Origin of the sequence: Dorea phocaeensis (assembly GCF_900240315.1) — a bacterium.
GTDB classification, from domain to species: domain Bacteria; phylum Bacillota; class Clostridia; order Lachnospirales; family Lachnospiraceae; genus Dorea_B; species Dorea_B phocaeensis.
In genome coordinates this window covers 688,893-712,473 of the sequence record NZ_OEPZ01000001.1, presented here as the reverse complement: position 1 = coordinate 712,473, position 23,581 = coordinate 688,893, and the positions used below count along the sequence as shown (strand labels likewise).

The 23,581-nt window shown below is 45.4% G+C and carries 19 protein-coding genes, 1 tRNA gene and 1 riboswitch; of the genes, 19 read left to right on the top strand and 1 reads right to left on the bottom strand.

The window, feature by feature from the left end:
* The first annotated feature begins 41 nt into the window (after window positions 1-41).
* The 7 genes from secD to aspS all read left to right on the top strand — a co-directional run bounded on the left by secD (window position 42) and on the right by aspS (window position 11,756).
* Complete coding sequence (gene secD, locus C0979_RS03345; protein WP_101694636.1) at window positions 42-2,309, top strand: protein translocase subunit SecD; 2,268 nt, start codon at window positions 42-44, stop codon at window positions 2,307-2,309.
* A gap of 77 nt (window positions 2,310-2,386) precedes the next feature.
* On the top strand, window positions 2,387-4,147 hold the full coding sequence (recJ, locus tag C0979_RS03340; protein ID WP_101694635.1) for a single-stranded-DNA-specific exonuclease RecJ: 1,761 nt from the start codon (window positions 2,387-2,389) through the stop codon (window positions 4,145-4,147).
* A gap of 107 nt (window positions 4,148-4,254) precedes the next feature.
* Window positions 4,255-6,600, top strand: a complete 2,346-nt coding sequence (locus C0979_RS03335) for a RelA/SpoT family protein (RefSeq protein ID WP_101694634.1) — start codon at window positions 4,255-4,257, stop codon at window positions 6,598-6,600.
* 5 nt (window positions 6,601-6,605) lie between these two features.
* Window positions 6,606-7,226: an MBL fold metallo-hydrolase gene (locus tag C0979_RS03330; protein WP_101694633.1), complete on the top strand. Its 621-nt coding sequence runs from the start codon at window positions 6,606-6,608 to the stop codon at window positions 7,224-7,226.
* A 15-nt stretch (window positions 7,227-7,241) separates the two neighbouring features.
* A complete protein-coding gene (hemZ, locus tag C0979_RS03325; protein WP_101694632.1) occupies window positions 7,242-8,678 on the top strand; it encodes a coproporphyrinogen dehydrogenase HemZ in 1,437 nt (478 codons plus the stop codon).
* Window positions 8,663-9,934, top strand: coding sequence for a histidine--tRNA ligase (hisS, locus tag C0979_RS03320; RefSeq protein WP_101694631.1), 1,272 nt, complete (start codon window positions 8,663-8,665; stop codon window positions 9,932-9,934). Before hemZ ends, hisS begins: the two co-directional genes overlap by 16 nt.
* Window positions 9,935-9,953: 19 nt before the next feature.
* Window positions 9,954-11,756: an aspartate--tRNA ligase gene (gene aspS / locus C0979_RS03315; protein ID WP_101694630.1), complete on the top strand. Its 1,803-nt coding sequence runs from the start codon at window positions 9,954-9,956 to the stop codon at window positions 11,754-11,756.
* Between the two features lie 155 nt (window positions 11,757-11,911).
* Here the strand turns inward: aspS and C0979_RS03310 are convergent.
* Window positions 11,912-11,984: transfer RNA gene (locus tag C0979_RS03310), tRNA-Gly, on the bottom strand.
* Window positions 11,985-12,164: 180 nt separating this feature from the next.
* Between C0979_RS03310 and C0979_RS03305 the strand changes: the two genes are divergently transcribed.
* The 12 genes from C0979_RS03305 to C0979_RS03250 all read left to right on the top strand — a co-directional run bounded on the left by C0979_RS03305 (window position 12,165) and on the right by C0979_RS03250 (window position 23,426).
* Window positions 12,165-13,451: a homoserine dehydrogenase gene (locus C0979_RS03305; protein ID WP_101694629.1), complete on the top strand. Its 1,287-nt coding sequence runs from the start codon at window positions 12,165-12,167 to the stop codon at window positions 13,449-13,451.
* A gap of 36 nt (window positions 13,452-13,487) precedes the next feature.
* A complete protein-coding gene (locus tag C0979_RS03300; protein ID WP_101694628.1) occupies window positions 13,488-14,870 on the top strand; it encodes an MATE family efflux transporter in 1,383 nt (460 codons plus the stop codon).
* 61 nt (window positions 14,871-14,931) lie between these two features.
* A riboswitch (THF riboswitch) is annotated at window positions 14,932-15,041 on the top strand.
* 67 nt (window positions 15,042-15,108) lie between these two features.
* Window positions 15,109-15,672: a folate family ECF transporter S component gene (locus tag C0979_RS03295; RefSeq protein WP_101694627.1), complete on the top strand. Its 564-nt coding sequence runs from the start codon at window positions 15,109-15,111 to the stop codon at window positions 15,670-15,672.
* Window positions 15,673-15,685: 13 nt separating this feature from the next.
* Window positions 15,686-16,117, top strand: a complete 432-nt coding sequence (locus C0979_RS03290; protein WP_101694626.1) for a MarR family winged helix-turn-helix transcriptional regulator — start codon at window positions 15,686-15,688, stop codon at window positions 16,115-16,117.
* A gap of 199 nt (window positions 16,118-16,316) precedes the next feature.
* Window positions 16,317-16,973: a DUF3793 family protein gene (locus C0979_RS03285; RefSeq protein WP_101694625.1), complete on the top strand. Its 657-nt coding sequence runs from the start codon at window positions 16,317-16,319 to the stop codon at window positions 16,971-16,973.
* 74 nt (window positions 16,974-17,047) lie between these two features.
* Window positions 17,048-17,326, top strand: a complete 279-nt coding sequence (locus C0979_RS03280; protein WP_101694624.1) for a DUF2325 domain-containing protein — start codon at window positions 17,048-17,050, stop codon at window positions 17,324-17,326.
* A 106-nt stretch (window positions 17,327-17,432) separates the two neighbouring features.
* Window positions 17,433-18,281 (top strand): thymidylate synthase, encoded by an 849-nt coding sequence (thyA, locus tag C0979_RS03275; protein ID WP_101694623.1) that lies wholly within the window; start codon window positions 17,433-17,435, stop codon window positions 18,279-18,281.
* Window positions 18,282-18,315: 34 nt separating this feature from the next.
* The gene (locus C0979_RS03270; RefSeq protein WP_101694622.1) at window positions 18,316-18,810 is read left to right on the top strand and encodes a dihydrofolate reductase; all 495 of its coding nucleotides are present in this window, start codon (window positions 18,316-18,318) and stop codon (window positions 18,808-18,810) included.
* Entirely contained in the window at window positions 18,810-20,012 is a 1,203-nt protein-coding gene (locus C0979_RS03265) for a glycosyltransferase family 4 protein (protein WP_101694621.1), read from the top strand. The genes C0979_RS03270 and C0979_RS03265 overlap by 1 nt, the downstream gene beginning before the upstream one ends.
* Window positions 20,013-20,027: 15 nt before the next feature.
* Complete coding sequence (gene ilvB / locus C0979_RS03260) at window positions 20,028-21,749, top strand: biosynthetic-type acetolactate synthase large subunit (protein ID WP_101694620.1); 1,722 nt, start codon at window positions 20,028-20,030, stop codon at window positions 21,747-21,749.
* 13 nt (window positions 21,750-21,762) lie between these two features.
* Entirely contained in the window at window positions 21,763-22,275 is a 513-nt protein-coding gene (gene ilvN / locus C0979_RS03255) for an acetolactate synthase small subunit (protein ID WP_101694619.1), read from the top strand.
* 125 nt (window positions 22,276-22,400) lie between these two features.
* A complete protein-coding gene (locus C0979_RS03250; RefSeq protein WP_101694618.1) occupies window positions 22,401-23,426 on the top strand; it encodes a branched-chain amino acid aminotransferase in 1,026 nt (341 codons plus the stop codon).
* The last annotated feature ends 155 nt before the right edge of the window (window positions 23,427-23,581 follow it).

Here is a 23,581-nt window from a genome sequence, read left to right as displayed (position 1 = left end):
ATATCATTATAAGGGAAGGAATTAAGAAAGGAAGTAGCGGCATGAACAAGAAAAAAGGCGTGCTGAGTCTGATCACGACTGCGGTACTGATTGCGGTACTGGGATTTACAGTGCTGGTCGGATTCGGAAAAGACGGAACCGGTGCGATGAAGAACATCAAGCTGGGGTTGGATCTGGCGGGTGGTGTTAGTATCACGTATCAGGTCAAGGATGAGAATCCGACAGAAGAAGAGATGAGTGACACCATCTATAAACTGCAGAAACGTGTGGAGCAGTACAGCACAGAGGCGAGTGTTTACCAGGAAGGAGACGACCGGATCAATATTGAAATTCCGGGAGTGTCTGATGCAAATGAGATCCTGGAAGATCTGGGACAGCCTGGAAGCTTGTATTTTATTAAGCAGACAGGAAGCGACGGAACAGCCAATTATGAAAGGGTAAATAATACCGGCAACGAGGCAGAGGACTATAAGTTAACGAAGACAATTGATGAATTGAAGGCAGATGGAAGCATTGTTTTAGAAGGTGTGGACGTTAAGAGTGCAAAAGCAGGAACCAGACAGGATGAGACAACCAATGCCAATAAAAATGTAGTATCTCTGGTGTTTACCGATGAGGGGACGACAAAATTTGCGGATGCAACAAGAGCGGCAGCAGCAGCGGGAGAATCCATCGGAATTTACTATGACGGGGCATTCGTCAGTGTACCGAATGTAAATGAGGCAATTGAAGACGGACAGGCAGAGATCTCCGGTTCCATGACATTCGAAGATGCAGACACCCTTGCGTCTACCATTCGTATTGGTGGCTTGAAGCTGGAATTGGAGGAATTAAGATCCAATGTTGTAGGAGCTCAGCTTGGAGAAAAAGCGGTTAAGACGAGTGTACAGGCAGGGGCAATCGGACTTGCCATCGTATTTATTTTTATGATTTGTGTTTATTCGCTGGGCGGACTGGCATCCAGTCTTGCGCTTTTGATTTACACAGGACTTGTCCTGGTGATTCTGAATGCGTTTAACGTAACACTGACGCTTCCGGGTATTGCAGGTATCATCTTAAGTATTGGTATGGCGGTGGATGCAAACGTCATTATCTTCGCTCGTGTGAGAGAGGAATTAAGCCGCGGAAAGAGTGTGAAGAACTCTCTGAAAACCGGTTTTGGAAAAGCGTTGTCTGCGATTGTGGACGGAAACGTTACAACGTTGATTGCTGCGGCAGTGCTGTGGTTCAAAGGTTCCGGTTCTGTGAAGGGCTTTGCACAGACACTTGCCATTGGTATTATCGTATCCATGTTTACGGCGCTGGTAATTACCAGAATGATCGTATATGCATTCTATGCAGTGGGACTTAAGAAGGAAAGACTGTATTATCGTCCGCAGAAGGAGCGGAAAGCTTTCGACTTCCTGAAGAAGAAAAAAGTATTCTTTGGTATTTCACTGGCTGTGATTGTGGCAGGAGTTATCTATATGGGAGTTAACTCTGCAACAGGCAAGGGCGCATTTGCATACAGTCTGGAATTTGAAGGAGGAACGTCAACCAACGTAACCTTCGACAAGGCTTACAGCATTGAAGAGATTGACAGTGAGATTGTGCCGGTCATTGAAGAGGTAACCGGAGATCACAATGTACAGACCCAGAAAGTAGCTGGAACGAAGCAGGTAATTATCAAGACGGTAACACTGGATCTGAAGGAAAGAGAAGCGTTGAATCAGGCGATGGCAGATGAATTTGGTGTAGATACTTCCAAGATTACAGCAGAAAATATCAGTTCTACTGTCAGCAATGAAATGCGTCAGGATGCAGTAGTGGCAGTGATTATTGCGACAATCTGTATGCTGCTTTACATCTGGTTTAGATTTAAGGATATCCGGTTTGCAACGAGTGCAGTACTGGCGCTGCTCCATGACGTACTGATTGTAATGGTATTCTACGCAGTGGCAAGAATTTCTGTAGGAAATACATTTATTGCATGTATGCTGACCATCGTTGGATATTCTATCAATGCAACCATCGTTATCTTTGACCGTATCCGTGAGGAACTTCGTTACAAGACGAGAACAACGGATCTTGCAGAGGTGGTAAACAAGAGTATCACACAGACGCTGACCAGAAGTATTTATACTTCACTGACTACGTTCGTAATGGTAGCGGTACTGTTTGTTTTGGGAGTCAGCTCCGTTCGTGAGTTTGCGCTTCCGCTTATGGTTGGTATTATAGCAGGAGCATATTCTTCTGTATGTATCACAGGAGCATTGTGGTATGTTATGAAGGCAAAGCTTGAGAAAAAAGCAGAAAAGAAACAGAAATAAGAACAATGGACTGTTGCGGGGATTTATTTTCTTTGCAGCAGTCCGTTTTTTATAGAACAAGAGGAGAATAAGACAAGATGGAAAAATGGGTGCTTTTGAGAAAGGGTGCTGATTTTGAAGCAATTGGGAAAAAATACCATATTAGTCCCAGACTGGCGTGTCTGATCCGTAACCGGGATATTGTGGGAGATGATGCGATTGACCAGTATCTGAATGGAACACTGGCCGATCTGAAAGATGGGATGTTGATGAAGGATATGTCAAAGGCGGTGGATATCCTTCGGGAGAAGATTGCAGAAGGATGCAAAATCCGAATTATAGGAGATTATGATATTGATGGAGTCAACGCGACCTATATTTTGATGGAAGGGCTGGAGAGACTTGGAGCGAAAGTAGACAGTGATATTCCGGATCGGATCGCAGATGGATATGGATTGAGCATGGAATTGGTGGAACGGGCATATCAGGAAGGGGCAGATACCATTGTTACTTGTGACAACGGGATCGCGGCTTCCAGGGAGATTGCCTATGGGAAAAGTCTTGGAATGACCGTGATCGTGACGGATCATCATGAGATTCCTTATGAGGAAACAGAAGGAAAGAAGAGGTACCACCTTCCGCCGGCAGATGCAGTCATTGATCCAAAGCAGAAGGATTGTGATTATCCCTTTTCGGGACTTTGTGGTGCAACCATTGCCTATAAGCTGATTGAGGCATTAGGAGAGGCCATGGGAAGAGATGAAGAGGATTTTGATGATTTGATTGAAAATGTGGCTATTGCTACGGTAGGCGACGTTATGGACTTAGAAGGTGAGAACCGGATTCTGGTTCGGGAAGGGCTGCAGATGCTGGGGCGGACTTCGAACCTTGGGTTAAAGGCGCTGATGGAGTGTACGGGAATTGACCGCAGACGGGTGAACGCCTGCCACATCGGATTTGTACTGGGGCCTTGTCTGAATGCCAGCGGACGTCTGGATACTGCGAAGCGGGCATTAAATCTGCTTCGAAGCAAAAGCGAAAAAGAGGCGGCTCTTTTGGCGGGAGATTTAAAGGCGCTCAATGACAGCCGCAAAGATCTGACAGAAGTAGCAGTAGAGCAGGCGAAAGAACTGGTAGAAACCACAAGTCTTTCAAAGGACCGGGTGCTGGTGATCTATCTTGCGGGCTGCCATGAAAGTCTTGCGGGAATCGTAGCAGGACGGATTCGGGAGTGTTATCACCGGCCGACCTTTGTGCTGACGGATGCGGAAGAAGGTGTCAAAGGGTCCGGGCGTTCCATTGAGACGTATCATATGTACGAGGAGCTAAGCCGCTGTAAGGAACTTTTGACGCGATACGGAGGTCATAAAATGGCGGCAGGGTTCTCGTTGGAAAGCTGTAACGTGGAGAAATTTCGCAGGATGCTGAATGAATGTTGTACGCTGACGGAAGAAGAGATGCAGGAAAAAGTGGTCATTGACATGGAACTTCCGTTTTCCTGTGTAACGGAAGAATTTATAGAAGAGCTGTCGCTTTTGGAGCCCTTTGGAAAAGGGAATGCCAAGCCGGTATTTGCAGCTCGAAATGTGGAGCTTCTAGGAGCCAGAATCCTGGGGAAAAATCGCAGCGTACTAAAGCTTCGCGTCAGAGACGGAAGAGGAGTATCGATAGACGCACTGTGTTTTCGAGACGCAGAAAATTTCCTTGCGTGTGTAAAAGAACGATATGGACAAAAGGCAGAAGAAGAGCTGTTGACGGGAAGAGGAAGAGATATTCGGATGTCCCTGACCTATTATCCAGATCTCAATGAGTATCAGGGACAGATGACGCCTCAGATTGTGATTACCCATTATCAGTAAATGATGGAATAGGAAATATGCAGAATTGTTTGAAAATAATGCGGAGTAATGCTATACTTAAGAATAAGTTTAAAGCGAGAATGAGCGGAAAAAAAGGGGGCATTGATATGTCAGGGAAAATAACATATGAGACACTGGACGGCCACGCGGTGACGGAGGCGCTGGTGAAAGACAATGCAAAAGGACTGGATATCGTAGACGGCCACGCTGTAAAGGCAGAAAAGGATTATGAAAATCCAGACCAGTTATTTGATATGTTGATCGCCCGTATCAGAAAATATCACCCGTCTACGGATGTGACCATGATTGAGAAGGCTTATCATATTGCAGCTAACAAGCATGGGATTCAGTGCCGTAAATCAGGAGAACCGTATATCGTTCATCCGCTTTGGGTTGCTATTATTCTGGCAGATCTGGAGATGGATAAGGAGACGATCGTAGCAGGACTTCTGCACGATGTGGTGGAAGATACGGATGCGACGGACGGAGATATTAAGAAAGAGTTTGGCGAGGAAGTAGCGCTTCTGGTAGATGGCGTTACAAAGCTGGGACAGCTGTCTTATTCTTCGGATAAATTAGAAGTACAGGCGGAGAACCTTCGGAAAATGTTCCTTGCAATGGCAAAGGACATTCGTGTGATTATTATCAAACTTGCGGACCGCCTTCACAATATGCGGACGCTTCAGTTTATGCGGCCGGAGAAGCAAAAAGAAAAAGCGAAAGAAACCATGGACATTTATGCGCCGATTGCGCAGCGGCTTGGTATTTCCAAGATTAAGACAGAGCTTGACGATCTGGCTTTAAAATATTCTCAGCCGGAGGTATTCTTTGATCTGGTAAACCAAATCAATGCCAGAAAGACGGAGCGGGAAGAATTCGTTCAGCAGATTGTGGATGAAGTCTCCGCGCATATGAAAAATGCCGGGATTCAGGCGGATGTCAATGGCCGTGTTAAGCACTTCTTCAGTATTTATAAAAAGATGGTGAATCAGGATAAAACGGTGGATCAGATTTATGATCTGTTCGCAGTTCGTATCATTGTAGATTCTGTGAAAGACTGTTATGCGGCGCTGGGAGTGATTCATGAGATGTATACGCCGATCCCCGGCCGCTTTAAGGATTATATTGCTATGCCAAAGCCAAATATGTATCAATCCCTGCACACGACGCTGATGAGTTCGGTGGGACAGCCATTTGAGATTCAGATTCGTACGCAGGAGATGCATAAGACAGCAGAATATGGAATTGCTGCTCATTGGAAATATAAGGAATCAAACGATGGAAAGAAGAGTGTGGCAGCGCAGGAAGAAGAAAAATTAAGCTGGCTTAGACAGATTCTGGAGTGGCAAAGAGATATGTCTGATAACCGGGAGTTCTTAAATCTGATCAAAGGGGATTTGGATCTTTTTGCAGAGGATGTATACTGCTTTACCCCGCAGGGAGACGTTAAGAATCTTCCAAACGGCTCTACACCGATCGATTTTGCCTATGCGATTCACAGTGCAGTGGGAAATAAGATGGTAGGAGCCAGAGTAAATGGCAAACTGGTAACCATTGATTATAAGATTCAAAACGGTGACAGAATTGAGATTTTAACATCCCAGAATTCCAAGGGGCCAAGCCGGGATTGGCTGAACATCGTTAAGAGTACACAGGCAAAGAATAAGATCAACCAATGGTTTAAGAAGGAATTTAAGGAAAGCAATATCATCAAGGGAAAAGAGATGATTACTGCTTACTGCAAGACCAAGAACATCAACCAGAGCAATATTATGAATACGAAGTATATGGAGATTGTGCAGAAAAAGTACGGATTCCGAGATTGGGAGGCGGTGCTTGCAGCGATCGGCCACGGCGGATTGAAGGAAGGCCAGGTGGTCAACCGTCTGGCTGAGGAATACAACAAAGAGCACAAGCAGGAATTGACGGATGAAGTGGTTCTTGAGAAGGTTGCAGAAGCAGCGAAGAATAAGGTGCATATTGCAAAATCCAAGAGTGGAATTGTGGTCAAAGGAATTGACGATGTGGCAGTCCGGTTTTCCCGTTGCTGTAATCCGGTGCCGGGAGACGAAATCGTAGGATTTGTTACCAGAGGACGGGGTCTTTCCATCCATCGAACCGACTGCGTGAATATGATTCACCTGTCCGAGTCAGAGCGGGCGCGTTTGATCGACGCCGAGTGGGAAAGCGATGTGGCAGAAAAGTCGGGTGGACAGTATCTGGCAGAAATTAAAATGTATGCCTATGACAGACAGGGACTTTTGATGGAGCTGTCTAAGATTTTCACCGAGGGTAACGTAGATGTGAAGTCTATGAATGTGCGTACCAGCAAGAAGGGAACGGCAACGATTGAGATGGGATTTATCGTTCACAGAAGAGAAGAATTGACGCGGCTGATTGAGAAATTTAGGCAGTTAGAAGGTGTGATCGATATAGAAAGAACAGCGGGGTAGAAGAGATGAAAATAGAAAAATTTGTAACGGGGATCATCAGTACCAACTGTTATCTCGTGATTAATGAAGAAACGAAGCAGACCGTGATCATTGATCCGGCAGCAAGCCCGGAATATCTGATGAACCATTTGAAATCAGAAGGACTTAAGGTGGAAGCAATCTTTTTGACACACGGCCATTTTGATCATATGATGGGGCTGGATGGGTTCCTGAAAGAATATGATGTACCGGTTTATGTAGAGGAGGAGGACGAAGAGGTGCTGCAAGATCCGCGGCTGAACCTGTCCGCTACCTATATAGAGGGGTATGTATTTACGAAGGCAGAGACGGTGCAAGATGGAGAGATCCTCTCCTTTGCAGGATATGAATTTCGGGTGATTCATACACCGGGACATACGAAAGGCGGATGCTGTTATTATGTAGAGGCGGAAAACACACTTTTCTGTGGGGACACCTTGTTCCAGGCATCGGTAGGAAGGACGGATTTTCCAAACAGCAGTATGTCGGATCTGATGCATTCCATCCGAGAAAAACTGCTGACATTGCCGGATGAGACGAAGGTTTATCCGGGACATATGGGAGAAACCACAATCGGTTATGAGAAACAGAATAACCCATTTATTTAGAATGGAGCAAATAGAATGATTCAGGTTATATGTAAGAGAGACACTTATACTTATAATGCGTATCATGTAATTAAGGCTTTTTACCCCTCTGAGGAAATTCGTTGCAGAGTAGAGGAAAAAGCCTCTAATTATGTAATGGTACAGCTTGCGGACGGACAGAAGGTGGAAATCTTTGATGATACAGATTCTGCGGCCGGGGAAATGGAGAAAAAAGAGCTGGACCGGATACTTTATCAGAAGCTTGTAAAGATTACAGGAAGAACACTTGCCTGGGGAATTTTAACAGGAGTACGCCCGACGAAGCTTGCCATGCAGAAGCTGGAAGCAGGTTGGGATTATGAAACATACCTATCATGGTTTCAAAATGAAATGAAGGTAAGTAAAGAAAAAGCAGCACTTGCATGGGAGATTGCAGGAAGAGAAAAACAGCTTTTAGACCGCTTGGATTATGAGAATGGTTATAGTCTGTATGTGGGGATTCCCTTTTGCCCATCGGTTTGCACCTATTGTTCCTTTAGTTCGGGTGCTCTCTCAGATTGGAAAGACCGGGTAGAAGAGTATGTGGATGCTCTGTGCAAAGAGCTGACATTTATTGCAGAACGGTCGAAGGATAAGAAGTTAAATACCATTTATATCGGCGGAGGAACGCCTACAACTCTGAGTGCAGAACAGCTGGAGCGTCTTCTTGCCTGTATTGATCAGAGTTTTTCGCGGGAATTTTTGTTGGAGTATACCGTGGAGGCGGGACGCCCCGACAGTGTGACCAAAGAAAAGCTGGAAGTATTGAAGCGGCATGGAATTACCAGGATTTCGATTAACCCTCAGAGTATGCAGCAGAAAACGCTGGATGCGATCGGAAGAAAACATACGGTGGAAGAGATCTATGAGACGTTTCATCTAGCAAGAGAAATCGGATTTGATAATATTAATATGGATCTGATTGCCGGGCTTCCGGGGGAGACGAGTGAAGAGATGGAAGATACTCTCCGCCAGATTGAAAGCCTGGCGCCGGACAGTCTGACGGTACACTCCCTTGCGATTAAGCGGGCGGCGAAGATGGAGCAGAAAGACTTAGGAGAAGACGGTGGAAAGCTGGCAAAATGTCTGGGACAGATGATCCATGCAGCATCAGAATCGGCGGCCAGGATGGGGCTTTTCCCGTATTATCTGTACCGCCAGAAGAATATTGCCGGGAATTTTGAAAATGTTGGTTATGCAAAGGTTGACAAAGCGGGAATATACAATATACTTATTATGGAAGAAAAACAGTCCATTGTGGCAGCAGGTGCTGGAGCATCGATGAAAATTGTGCTGAAAGAGCCGGTGCCATCTGGACGTGGAAATCAGAAACTGACGCGATTGATGCGGATTGAAAATGTAAAGGCGATTGATGCGTACATTGACCGCATTGATGAGATGATAGAACGAAAAGGAGAATGGTTATGGCGTTAAAGAAGAAGCCGGTTACCGGGATGAAAGATATCCTGCCACAGGAGATGGAAATTAGGGATTATGTGATCTGGCTGATCAAAGATACTTATAAAACCTATGGATTTACCTCTATGGAGACTCCTTGTGTGGAGCATATTGAGAACCTGTGCAGCAAGCAGGGGGGAGATAATGAAAAGCTGATCTTTAAGATTATGAAACGTGGAGAGAAGCTTAAGATTGATACGGCAAAAGAGGAAAATGATCTGGCAGACGGCGGACTTCGCTACGACCTGACGGTTCCTCTTGCAAGATATTACGCAAATCATGCAAATGAGCTTCCGTCTCCGTTTAAAGCTCTGCAGATTGGAAATGTATGGCGTGCAGACCGTCCGCAGAAAGGACGTTTCCGCCAGTTTATGCAGTGTGATATTGATATTTTGGGAGAACCGGGCAATTTGGCGGAGATTGAGCTGATCCTTGCAACAACAGCCATGCTTGGGAAACTGAACTTCCGCAACTTTACAGTGTGCATCAATGACCGCAACATTTTAAAGGCGATGGCGGCTTACAGTGGCTTTAGAGAAGAAGATTATGATGAAGTGTTCATCATTCTTGACAAGATGGATAAGATTGGCGCCGAAGGCGTTGCAAAAGAACTGGAAGAGATGGGTTATACCAAAGAAAATGTGGAAACCTATTTGAATCTTTTTGAGGAAGTGAATTCGGATGTGACGGGTGTCCGTTACTTGAAGGAAAAGCTTGGAGATTACTTAAAAGATGAGACGGCGGATGGTATGGAGCTGATTATATCCAGTGTGGAAGCGGCCAAAGAGTGTGAGTTTAATCTTAAATTTGACCCGACGCTGGTGAGAGGACAATCTTACTATACAGGTACGATTTTTGAGGTAACCATGGACGATTTCGGCGGCTCAGTAGCCGGAGGCGGACGTTATGATAAGATGATCGGAAAATTTACCGGACAGGATACGCCGGCTTGTGGATTTTCCATCGGATTTGAGAGAATCGTAATGCTGCTTTTGGAAAATGGTTATCAGGTTCCGGGAAAGGCGAAGCGAAAAGCTTATCTGTTGGAGAAAAACATGCCAAAAGAAGGAATGCTGAAGGTGCTTGCTATGGCGAAGGCGGACAGAGAAGCCGGAAGCCAGGTGCTGATTGCAAATATGAAGAAGAATAAGAAGTTCCAGAAGGAGCAGCTGATGGAAGACGGATACAGTGAGATTGTAGACTGTTATTGCGATTCTGTGGATCAGTTATAGAGAGGAGACGTAAAGAAAAATGGCAGAGTCAATGAAAGGCTTAAAGAGAAGTCACAGATGTGGAGAATTGTCTGCGGCAAACGTAGGCGAGAACGTGACGATTATGGGATGGGTACAGAAGAATCGAAACAAAGGCGGACTGGTGTTCGTTGATGTCAGAGACCGTTCTGGGCTGATCCAGGTGGTATTTGAAGAAGGAAGTACGGACGCAGCGTTGATTGAAAAGGCAGCAAAGCTTCGTGCAGAGTATGTAGTGGCAATTGTAGGAAAGGTAGCAAAACGTTCTGGAGCAGTCAACGAAAATCTGTCTACCGGAGATATTGAAGTGATTCCATCCGAGCTTCGGGTGCTGTCTGAGGCAGAGACGCCTCCGTTCCCGATCGAAGAAAATTCCAAGACGAAGGAAGAGATTCGACTGAAATATCGTTATCTGGATTTGAGACGTCCGGATATGCAGAAGAATCTGCTGCTTCGAAGCAGAGTGGCAACATTGACGAGACAGTTCCTTGCTGAGGAAGGATTTTTGGAGATTGAGACTCCGATTCTTGGAAAGAGTACTCCGGAAGGAGCCAGAGATTATCTGGTGCCAAGCCGTGTGCATCCAGGTAATTTCTATGGACTTCCACAGTCTCCGCAGCTGTTCAAGCAGCTGCTGATGTGTTCTGGATGTGATCGGTATTTCCAGATTGCAAAGTGTTTCCGTGACGAGGATCTGCGTGCAGACCGTCAGCCGGAGTTTACACAGATTGATATGGAATTGTCCTTTGTAGACGTGGACGATGTGATTGACGTGAATGAACGCCTGCTGGCAAAACTCTTTAAAGATGTCCTTGATGTGGAAGTGCCGCTTCCAATTCCGCGTATGACCTGGCAGGAGGCCATGGATCGTTATGGCTCCGATAAGCCGGATACCCGTTTTGGCATGGAGCTTACGGATGTGACAGAAGTTGTGAAGGACAGCGAGTTCGTAGTGTTTAAAGGGGCAATCGAGAATGGCGGAACGGTTCGGGGAATCAACGCCAAAGGCCAGGGCGAGATGCCAAGAAAGAAGATTGATAAGCTGGTAAGCTTTGCGAAGGATTATGGCGCAAAGGGACTTGCTTATATTGCAATTCAAAATGACGGGACAGTGAAATCCTCCTTTGCAAAATTTATGACAGAGGAAGAGATGAAGGCATTGATTGATGCCATGGGCGGAGAATCAGGAGACCTGCTTCTTTTCGCCGCAGATAAGAATAAAGTGGTATGGGATGTGTTAGGAAATCTGCGTCTGGAGCTGGCAAAACAGATGGACCTTCTTCGCAAGGATGAGTATAAGTTCCTGTGGATTACAGAATTCCCGCTTTTGGAGTGGAGTGAAGAGCAGAACCGTTATGTGGCGATGCATCATCCATTTACCATGCCGATGGAAGAAGACCTGCCATATCTGGAAAGTGAACCGGGACGCGTACGCGCGAAAGCCTATGACATTACGCTGAATGGAAATGAGATCGGCGGAGGAAGTGTACGAATCTTCCAGGATGACGTACAGGAGAGAATGTTTGCGGCACTTGGCTTCTCTAAAGAAGAAGCTTATGACCGTTTCGGTTTCCTCTTAGATGCATTTAAATATGGAGTTCCGCCTCACGCAGGACTTGCTTACGGACTGGACCGTATGGTAATGCTGATGGCAAAAGAGGACAGTATCCGTGATGTCATTGCGTTCCCGAAAGTGAAGGATGCATCCTGTCTGATGACAGAAGCGCCAAACGTGGTGGACGAAAAACAGTTGGAAGAGCTGGGACTGGCTCTGGGCGAAGGTGAAGAAGAAAGCGTAGAGTAAAAATAGAAAGATAAAAGAGTAAATATCGCAAAGAGGCGGTTTCCAAAGTGGGAGCCGCCTCTTTGTGTATGGATGGAAGAGAACTGACATAATTATAAAAGTTTTCATTCGGTATAAAATAAAAAACACTTGGAATTTTCCAAGTGTTTTTTGAGAGCGACAGACGGGGTTCGAACCCGCGACCCCGACCTTGGCAAGGTCGTACTCTACCAACTGAGCCACTGTCGCATTTGATGTTTTGTGTTGTTCTGTGTCGTTTGTGTTCCTCAGAACAATGAATACTATACTACAAGAAAAGATGGATGTCAACACTTTTTCTGAAAAAAATGAAAAAATAATTCTGCCGTGCAGATTGCCCTGTTTTATGCTATACTTTTAGAAAATATTTGGAAAAGGAGTGCGAGTGCAATGGCCGAACATAAGATAATAAAAGCAGGACTTCTTGGATTTGGAACGGTGGGCGCAGGTGTCTATAAACTGGCAAAACGTCAGAAAGAAGAGATGGAGTCGAAGACGGGAGCAAGATTTGAGATTACTAGGATTTTGGTGCGTGATAGAAATAAAGAGAGAAAAGGCGTGGATCCCGCGCTTCTGACAGATCAGTGGGAAGAGATTATCATGGATGATGAGATCGAGCTGATCATAGAAGTGATGGGTGGAATTGAACCAGCCAGAACCCGGATTCTAGAAGCTCTTCGCGCTGGGAAGAACGTGGTAACTGCGAATAAAGATCTGGTAGCGGAGCATGGAAGGGAACTTCTGGATGCGGCTGAAGAACATGGGGTGGATTTCCTGTTTGAGGCTGCTGTGGCTGGAGGAATTCCGATTATTCGTCCGATGAAACAGTGCCTTGCAGCCAATGAGATTACAGAAGTGGTGGGAATTATGAATGGAACCACCAATTATATTTTGACCAAAATGTTTGAAGATGGAATGGATTTTGAGGAAGCGCTTGCAAAGGCAACGGAGTATGGTTATGCAGAAGCAGATCCTACGGCGGATGTAGAGGGGCTGGACGCAGGAAGAAAGGCAGCGATTCTGTCTTCAATTGCATTCCATTCACGTGTGACATTTCAGGATGTTTATACAGAAGGAATTACGAAAATTTCCAGCAGAGATATCAGTTATGCGAAAGAATTCGGAAGTGTGATTAAGCTTTTGAGTGTTGCGCATAATACAGAAGGTGGAATCGAAGTGGCGGTATATCCGATGCTGATTGATCAGAACCATCCGCTGGCATCTGTTCGGGATTCTTTTAATGCAGTGTTTGTGCATGGAGACGCGGTTGACGATGTGATGTTCTATGGGCGTGGCGCCGGTGAATTCCCTACAGCCAGTGCTGTGATGGGTGATGTGATCGATGTGATCCGGGATATCCAGTACCACTGTACGGGGCGGATCAGCTGTACCTGTTACCGGACGACGAAGATAAAGGATTTCCGTGATATTAAGAATAAGTTCTTCCTTCGGATGCAGGTAGACAATAAGCCGGGGGTATTAGCGGCAATTGCGAGCGTATTTGGTGTACACAAGGTAAGTATTTCAAAGGTGATTCAGAAAAGAATTACAGATGGAGTTGCAGAACTTGTGATCGTCACAGAGCCGGTGAAAGAATATCATATGGAAGATGCACTGATGCATCTTCGGGATATGGAGACCACAAGAGAGATCAGCAGTGTGATCCGGGAATATTAAAGAAAGAGTAAGAAACTGGAAAAAGCAGGTTAGAACATGAGTGAAAGAGTAGAAGAAGCAAATCCGCTGGCAACAGAACGGATTGGAAGGTTGATGGCAAAATTTTCAATACCAGCCATTATCAGTATGCTGGTAAGCTCTCTTTACAATATCGTGGATCAGATTTTTATTGGGCAGGGAGTGGGAATGCTGGGAAATGCAGCTACGAACATTGCATTTCCGGTATCGATTATCTGTACGGCTACAGCGCTGCTTTTGGGAATCGGAAGTGCGTCTAATTTTAATCTGGAGATGGGAGCGGGACAGGGAAAGAAAGCATGTCAGATTGCTGCGACAGGTCTTTCGCTCCTGGTAATATGTGGAGTCATCATATCTATCATTGTAGGGGTGTTCCTAAACCCTCTCCTGGAGCTCTTTGGCGTCACGCCGGAGGTGCTTCCTTATGCGCAGGACTATACCGGGATTACGGCCGTTGGAATTCCGTTTCTGGTGTTGACGACGGGAGGCAATCATTTGATCCGGGCGGACAGAAGCCCGACGTATTCCATGATGTGTATGCTGACAGGTGCCATTTTAAATACGATCTTGGATCCGTTGTTTATCTTTGGCTGCAATTGGGGGATTAAAGGTGCAGCGTGGGCGACGGTGATTGGTCAGATGGTATCCGGCATGATGGTGATTGTGTATTTCTGGAAGGTGCGGAATATGGAACTGACGCTTTCTATGCTTCGTCCGAAGGGCGATTTCGTTCGGGCAATTGCATCCCTTGGTATGGCGTCCTGCATCAATCAGGTCTCTATGGCAGTCGTTCAGATTACGATGAACAATACTTTGCGCCATTATGGTGCGTTGTCTTCTTATGGAACGGATATTCCATTGGCTTGTGTGGGTGTGATTTCCAAGGTGAATATGGTTTTTATGGCAATTTGTATCGGAATCTCCCAGGGATGTCAGCCAATCTGGGGATATAATTACGGAGCCGGAAAATATGACCGGGTGCGGAAGGCCTATGGATTGGCGTTTCGGGTAGCATTGCTGACGGGGATTATTTTCTGCCTGTGTTTCCAAATTTTCCCGCGATCTATCGTGGGAATCTTCGGAGGGGGAAGTGAGGCATATTTTCACTTTGCAGAGCGTTATCTGCGCATCTATATGCTGATGACGTTTATCAATGGAATTCAGCCTATGTCGTCGGGATTTTTCACCTCGATCGGGAAGGCGCAGCTTGGAATTGTGGTGTCCTTAACAAGACAGGTGATTTTCCTTTTGCCGCTGATTATTATTTTCCCGATTCTTATGGGAATTGACGGTGTCATGTATGCAGGACCGATTGCAGACGCAGCGGCGGCACTGGTGGCAATTGGATATGCGCTGCGAGAGCTTCGCAAAATGAAATGTTGTGAGAACTTCGCCGGATGAAAAGGGTTGAGTTATAAAACAGAGTGTGCTAGAATGTGTGTGTAATAATAGAATAAAGAAAAGCAGAGTAGGAAGATGTGCGTTAAGTGCCAGTCGGACGGGGAGTTGCCGGAGGGACGAAAAGCAATCAGCAATGGATTGTTTGCGGTACATGTTCCGCATCCCGCTGCTACACATAGACAGTGTATATACCTGCTTATGCGTAGCATTAAGGACTACTGCAAAGGAGGTATTTTTTATGAAGAAACTAAGAACTCAATTTACAGATTCCTTTCAAGAGTTGAGAAGCATGAAAACCATGGTGGCGGCATCTATGCTGCTGGCGATTACCGTGGTATTGGGCTTTTACCGCCTGCAGCTGACAGACTTTTTGAGGCTTGGCTTTGATTTCCTGCCAAAGGAATTAACGGCTATGCTTTTTGGCCCCGGAGTGGGGTGTGTGGTTGCGGCTTTGGCTGATATTATTTCTTTTATCATTAAGCCGGTAGGAGCGTTTTTCCCAGGACTCACCATCAGCGCCATGCTGGCGTCTGTTATTTATGGAATGTTCCTGTATCGGAAGCCGCTTAGCTTAAAGCGGATTATCATGGCCAATACGACGGTGACGATCTTAATCAATCTGTTTCTTAACACTTATTGGATGACCATTCTCTATGGAGACACTTATGCTGCTTTATTTCCGGCGAGAGCAGTAAAGCAGCTGATTATGCTTCCAATTGAGATTGTGCTGTATTATTCGGTGGCGAAAATTCTTTCCCGTGCGCGGGTATTTTCAGAGGTGGGAAGCACTGCCAGATCTTAAGTAGGAGGAGCGGATGAAAGAGAGGGTGCCCATTGGGTTTGTGATCAAACAGATTAATAACGTATATGAGAAAGAATGCAATAACCGACTGAAAAAGTTAGGCATTACATCCTCTCAGTGCGCGGTTTTGGATTATTTGTTCCATAGCAGTAAGGAAGCGGTCAACCAAAAGGATATTGAGAAAGCGTTAAGCCTTAAGAATCCTACCGTAACCGGGTTGTTAAAACGTCTGGATGAGAAAGGATATATCTTGATTATTCCAAGTAATAAGGACCGCAGATGCAAGAATATTTATTTGACAGAAAAAGCCTATGATATCCAGCGAAGGATGGAGACAGACCGCAAGAAGATCGACAAGATGCTGACTCTTGGTATGAGTAAGAAGGAGGTCGCGGCATTGGAACGGATGCTGGATCAGGTGTTGTATAATATTTCAGATCCGTAATTAATATGGTTTGAAGATCCATGAAAGTGTCCGTATGAATAAAAGCAGAAAAGAATGGAAAGACTCTTATGTTAAGCATAGGGGTCTTTTTTATGTATTCAGATATCCGTATTAGAAAAATAGTTCTTGCCAAGGCAATTCGTCTATGATAATATTAATGCAAATGATAATCATAATCAAATAAAAGGAGGGAATTAAAATGCCGGTAGAAGTTATATCATACATGCTTTCCAATGAAGATATCAGGAGAAGGCTGCAGTTTCGGATGATTCTGCAGGGCGCGCCGTTTTTAAAAGGAATCAAAGTTGCCTGTGTGATGAATCTGGAAGCATCGCAGTGTGAGGAATTGGAAGAAGCTTTAGAAGAAACAGGGATTCAATATTTTGTGCTGGCATCCCGTAAGGGGAAAAGTCTGGTGTATTTTTATCGAAGAAAGTCTTTGATTCGATATCTGAAACGGCGAGATGTCGCCTCTTTTTTAAGGGAATATGGATATGCGTATGATATGGAGAGAGACGAAGAAGGAAGAGTCGGAACGTTAAATGCGGATGAAATGGAAGAAGAGTGGCTTGAGAGGGTGCTTGAGAGGCTGGCACATAGAGTCTGTGAATATTCCGGAAATCATATTTGTTTTCCCCACGAAATCGGAGCATTTTTAGATTATCCGGTGGAGGATGTCAGAGGGTTTATCCGGCAGGAAGGAAAGGGAAGTCTTTTGACGGGATATTGGAAGGTTTATGAGAATCCTGAGCGGGCAAGAATGATATTTTTGGCTTATGACAAGGCGAAGACAAGTGCGGTGAATGAATTTCTGACAGGAAAGAGAATGTGTGAAATTGTCTGTCATGCGGCGTAGGAATGGTCTGGCATGACAGATATGGAATCGGGAATCCAAAGGGAAATGACTAGCGGCAGGAAAGGAAGGTTCGGATGAGTGTTGTAATTATAGGCGGCAACGAGAGGATGGAACAGCAGTACAAGCAGATATGCAGGAAGCACCAATGTAAGGCAAAGGTATTTACAAGAATGTCAGGAAATCTAAAGACGCAGATTGGCCGGCCGGATTTGATTATCCTGTTCACCTCTACGGTGGCGCACAAGATGGTTCGCTGTGCGCTGAAAGAGGCAGAGCGTTACAATATCCGTGTGGAGCGGTCGCACAGCAGCAGTGCTAATGCGCTGGAGGCTATGCTTACGTGCTGCAAATAGGGAAGAGGAGAAATGTGGAAGAGGGAGGAATCCCTCTTTTTTTATTGGGACAAACATGGTAAAATGGTTGCATAATGTATGGAATAAGGGACAGGAGGGCAAGCAAATGAGTTATGCAGACAGAGTCTTTATTGATATGTGCAGAGATATAATTGACAATGGGACAGATACCAGAGGTGAGAAGGTACGCCCGGTGTGGGAGGATGGAACACCGGCTTATACAGTGAAGAAGTTCGGAGTCATCAACCGCTATGATCTGTCAAAAGAATTTCCGGCGCTTACGCTTCGGCGCACAGCCATTAAGAGCTGTACCGATGAACTGCTTTGGATCTGGCAGCAGAAATCCAATAACATTAACGATCTTCACAGCCATATCTGGGATAGCTGGGCGGATGAAGATGGCTCCATCGGAAAGGCCTATGGATATCAGATGGGAGTAAAGCATGAGTATAAGGAAGGAATGTTTGATCAGGTAGATCGAGTGCTCTATGATTTGAAGAACAATCCTTATAGCCGCCGGATTATGACGAATATCTATGTGCATCAGGATCTCCATGAGATGAATCTGTATCCGTGTGCATACAGCATGACTTTTAATGTGACCAAGGAGCCGGGAAGCGAGAAGCTGACCTTGAACGGAATTTTAAATCAGCGTTCCAATGATGTGCTGGCAGCGAATAACTGGAATGTGTGCCAGTATGCGGTGCTTCTTCATATGATGGCACAGGTTTCCGACATGAAGGTGGGAGAATTTGTACATGTGATTGCAGATGCTCATATTTATGACCGTCATATTCCGATGATCGAGGAGCTGATTAGCCGTAAGCCTCTTCCGGCGCCGAAATTCTGGTTGAATCCGGAAGTCAAGAATTTCTATGAGTTTACGCGGGATGATGTAAAGCTGATTGACTATGAGACACACGAGCAGATTAAAAATATTCCGGTAGCAATATAGAAGACGAAAAGGACAAAAAGGAGGAAATGCAAAGATGAATTTGATTGTAGCAGTGGACAAGAACTGGGCCATTGGGAAAAATAATAAATTAATGTGGAGTATTCCGGCGGATATGAAGTATTTTCGGGAGACCACAAAGGGAAATATTGTTATTATGGGAAGAAAGACGCTGGAGAGTTTTCCTCAGGGACAGCCATTGAAAAACCGTACCAATATTGTGATTACTAAGAATCCAAATTATAAAGTGAAGGATGCGCTTATCGTGCACAGTATTGAAGAGGCGATGGAAGAAGCGAAAAAGTATGAAGGAGAGATTTACGTCATTGGCGGAGAGAGCATCTACCGCGCTATGCTTCCGTACTGTGAGAAGGCGCTGGTGACAAAGATTGATCATGCTTACGATGCGGACACCTACTTCCCGAATCTGGATGAGGATCCGGAGTGGACGATGACAAAGATCAGTGAAGAACAGACTTGTTTTAATTTGGAATATTATTTTACGATTTACGAAAGGAACGCAAGGAAGTAATGAGGATATTGAGTATTACTGCACAGAAGCCAAGCAGCACCGGAAGTGGGATCTATCTGACGGAGCTTGTAAAGGAATTTGCAAAGTCAGGGTGTACGCAGGCGGTAATTGCAGGTGTTACGCGGGAAGACCAGGTGGAGCTTCCGGAAGGGACAGCATGGTATCCGGTTCTGTTTGAAAGCGAGAGGCTGCCATTTCCTGTCGTGGGAATGTCGGATGAGATGCCGTATCAAAGTATCCGGTATTGCGATCTTACGGAAACGATGACGCGGCAGTTTGAAGAGGCATTTCTGGAAGTAGCAGAAAAAGCGGTAAGAGAGTTCCGTCCGGATCTGATTTTGTGTCATCACCTGTATCTACTGACTGCTCTGATTCGGGAACGATTTCCATCGCATGCGATCTATGGCTTCTGTCATAATACTGACCTTAGACAGATGCAGAAGACAGATTTGAAGCGCAGTTATATTCGGGAGCAGATTCGGAAGCTGGATCATATCTTTGTTCCTCAAAGTGCACAAAAGCAGGGCGTGCAGAAGATTTATGATATGCCGGAAGAACAGATCAAGATTCTTGGGATGGGATATAATAAGGATGTATTCCACGTGATGGGGAAAAAGCCGGAAGATGGGATTACCAGACTTGTATTTGCCGGGAAGATTGCAGAGAAAAAAGGGGTAAAAAGCCTGATAAAGAGTCTTTCTTATCTGCCATATAAGCGGGAAGAGTTGGAAGTTCTGCTTGCCGGAAGTGCGGGAAATGAAACGGAGTTTCGACAGATTCAGGATCTTGCGTCTAAGTGTCCGTATCCGGTTCGGTTTCTGGGAAGACTTTCACAGCCAGAGCTTGCCAAAGTTTATAATCAGAGCGATGTGTTTGTGCTTCCCTCCTTTTTTGACGGTCTGCCGTTAACGGTCATTGAAGCACTGGCCTGCGGTGACCGGGTGGTAGTGACGGATCTTCCGGGAATTCGAGATTGGATTGAATCTAATACGAGTGGGGCATTTGTTCGTTATGTACCGATGCCAAAGATGCAAAATACGGATGAAGCAGTAGAAGAAAGTCTTCCTGTGTTCGAGAAAAATCTTGCAGATGCACTATTTGCAAGTATTCAGACAGAGACAAAAAAGGCGGCGGATGTCAGCCGGATTTCCTGGGCGGCGATTGCAAAGAAGATACGGAACTTTTTTGATGAGAGCTTTTGATGGAGGGTAGAGAATATGAAGAAAATCAGTGGAAATAAGTTATTGGTAAAGGCATTGAAAGAAGAAGGGGTAGATACCATTTTTGGTTATCCCGGAGCCTGTACGATCGATATCAGTGATGAATTGTATAAGCAGGATTACACGAAGGTGATTCTTCCGCGTCAGGAAGTTGCGCTGGTACATGAAGCAGATGCTTATGCAAGATCGACTGGGAAAGTAGGTGTCTGTCTGGTGACAAGCGGGCCGGGAGCAACCAATCTGGTAACCGGACTTGCGACAGCTTATTATGACAGCGTACCGCTTGTCTGCTTTACCGGGCAGGTGGCAAGGCATTTGATTGGAAACGATGCCTTTCAGGAAGTAGACATTGTCGGTATTACCAGAAGCATTACGAAGTACGGAGTAACCGTAAGAAGAAGAGAGGATCTGGGGCGGATTTTGAAAGAGGCTTTCTACATTGCGAGAAGCGGAAGGCCGGGGCCGGTACTGGTAGACCTTCCTAAGGATGTAATGGGAGAGCTGGGAAGCAATGAATATCCGGAAGAAGTAAATATCCGGGGATACAAACCGAATACACATGTCCATATTGGTCAGATGAAACGGGCGATTAAGATGCTTGGAAAGGCAAAACGTCCCCTGTTCTTGGCTGGAGGCGGTGTGAATATTTCCCGTGCAGGAGCGTTGTTTACCGAGGTGGTGAATCAGACGAAGGTTCCGGTTGTGACGACAGTAATGGGGCGGGGGGCAATTCCAACAACGAATCCGCTTTATATTGGAAATCTGGGGATGCATGGCGCTTATGCAGCCAATATGGCGGTCAATGAGTGTGATCTTCTGTTCTCAATCGGAACAAGATTCAATGATCGAATTACCGGAAAACTGCATTCATTCGCACCGAATGCGCAGATTGTCCACATTGATATTGATACGGCGGCAATTTCCAAAAATGTGCAGGTTGATGTGCCGATTGTAGCAGATGCGAAGGAAGCCCTTGAGAAAATGCGGGAATACGCTGCAGAATGTGAGACAGAAGCATGGATTTCTCAGATTGACTCCTGGAAGCAGGAGCATCCGATGGAGATGAAGAAAAAGCCGATTATGACGCCAGAAGATGTGATTCAGACAATCAATCGTCTTTTTGATGAGGCGATTATTATTACCGATGTAGGTCAGCATCAGATGTTTACCGCGCAGTTTATTGAATTGAATGAGAAGAAGAGGCTCTATATGTCCGGTGGACTTGGAACGATGGGGTATGGACTTCCAGGCGCCATTGGTGCAAAGATCGGGAATCCGGATACACCGGTTATTTCGATTTCCGGAGACGGCGGAATGCAGATGAACAGCCAGGAGCTGGCCACAGCAGTGTTGGAAGAACTGCCGATTATTTCCTGTGTCTTTAATAATAGCAATTTGGGAATGGTGCGTCAGTGGCAGAAACTGTTCTATGGAAAGAGATATTCCATGACCTGTCTGCGTTCCGGAGCTGCCTGCAGAGGAAGATGCGGAGAGGTAGAGTGTCCGACTTATACGCCTGATTTTATGAAGCTGGCGGAAAGTTATGGCGCAAAAGGAATCCGGGTAACGAGAAAGGAAGACATTGAACCGGCTTTTCGCGAGGCGATGAAGAGCCAGAAGACACCAGTGGTTATTGAATTTGAGATTGATCCGGAAGATCTGGTTTATCCAATGATTCAGCCGGGTGGAACGCTCAAAGAGATGATTCTGGATTGTTAAGGAGGATGGGCATATGAATGGAAATGGAATGAAAAAGCGCTGGATTTCTCTGTATGTAGAGAACCAGGTAGGAGTTCTTTCTAAGATCTCCGGTCTGTTCTCAGGGAAATCTTATAATTTGGACAGCTTGACGGTAGGAACAACGGAAGATCCTACCGTGTCAAGGATGACGATTGCAACGGTTAGTGATAATGAGACGTTTGAACAGATCAAAAAGCAGTTAAACCGTATGGTAGAAGTCATCAAAGTAATAGATTTTACAGACGTGTTTGTTCGGATGAAAGAGATTCTGTATGTTAAAGTGCGCAGATGTACACCGGAAGATAAGGTAGAGTGCTTCCAGATCGCAGAGACGTTCAAGGCGAAGGTCATTGATTATGGGAAGGACAGTGTTCTTTTGGAATTTGTGCAGACCGGAACGAAGAATGATGCGGTGATTAAGCTGATGAAAGAAGAGTTTGACAGCATTGAAGTGGTACGCGGAGGAAGTGTTGGAATTGAATCTATCAGCATGATGGAGCGGTAATTTGAAATTTTGGATTTAAAATTTTCTGTAAAAAACAGAGCGCACTCTTGAATTTTAAAAACGATGGTATTATAATAACTTCAGATTTAAAATTAGCTGTAGAAGGATGAAGGAGAGTGGAACTTATGGAAAAGAAAGCGATTGACTGGTCAAATTTGGGATTTTCATATATGGAGACCGAGAAGCGTTTCGTTTCCAATTATAAAGATGGAAAATGGGATGCGGGACTTTTAACAGATAATGCAAATGTTGTGATTAACGAGTGTGCGGGTGTACTTCAGTATGCACAGACTTGTTTTGAAGGCTTAAAGGCATATACGACAGAAGATGGGCATATCGTGATGTTCCGTCCGGATCTGAATGCAAAGAGAATGGCGGATTCAGCAAAGAGACTTATGATGCCGGCATTCCCGGAAGAGCGTTTCTTAGAGGCGGTACACAAAGTGGTAGAGGCGAATAAGGCGTTTGTTCCGCCGTATGGTTCAGGAGCAACCTTGTATATCCGTCCTTATATGTTTGGATCCAATCCAGTTATCGGTGTAAAACCGGCGGATGAATATCAGTTCCGTGTATTTACGACTCCGGTTGGACCTTACTTTAAAGGGGGTGCAAAGCCGATTACCATTCGCGTCTGTGATTATGACCGTGCAGCGCCGCATGGAACAGGTCACGTAAAAGCGGGTCTTAATTATGCCATGAGTTTGTACGCAATTATGGAGGCTCACAGCCAGGGATACGACGAGAATATGTACCTGGATGCAGCAACCAGAACCAAAGTAGAAGAGACAGGAGGCGCCAACTTTATCTTTATTACCAAAGATCAGAAACTGGTAACGCCAAAGTCTTCCACCATTCTGCCATCGATTACAAGACGTTCTCTAATGTATGTGGCAGAGCATTACCTGGGAATGGAAGTAGAAGAGCGGGAAGTATACTTTGATGAAGTGAAAGAGTTCGCAGAGTGCGGACTTTGCGGAACAGCGGCAGTCATCTCTCCGGTTGGCAAGGTGGTAGATCATGGAAAAGAGATCTGTTTCCCAAGCGGTATGGATGAGATGGGACCGGTGACAAAGAAGCTTTATGATACGCTGACAGGCATTCAGATGGGACATATTGAAGCGCCGGAAGGCTGGATTCACAGAGTTTGTTAGGCAAACTACAAGATATAGAATATAGAACGAAGAAGAGGGACACTTTGCAGATGGCAGGTGTCCTTTTTTGTCTGTAAAATGGAATTGTTTCATGTGAAGTATTCGTCCGATGGAGAAAAATTGAAAATAAACAGCACATAACAGTTGACAACAGA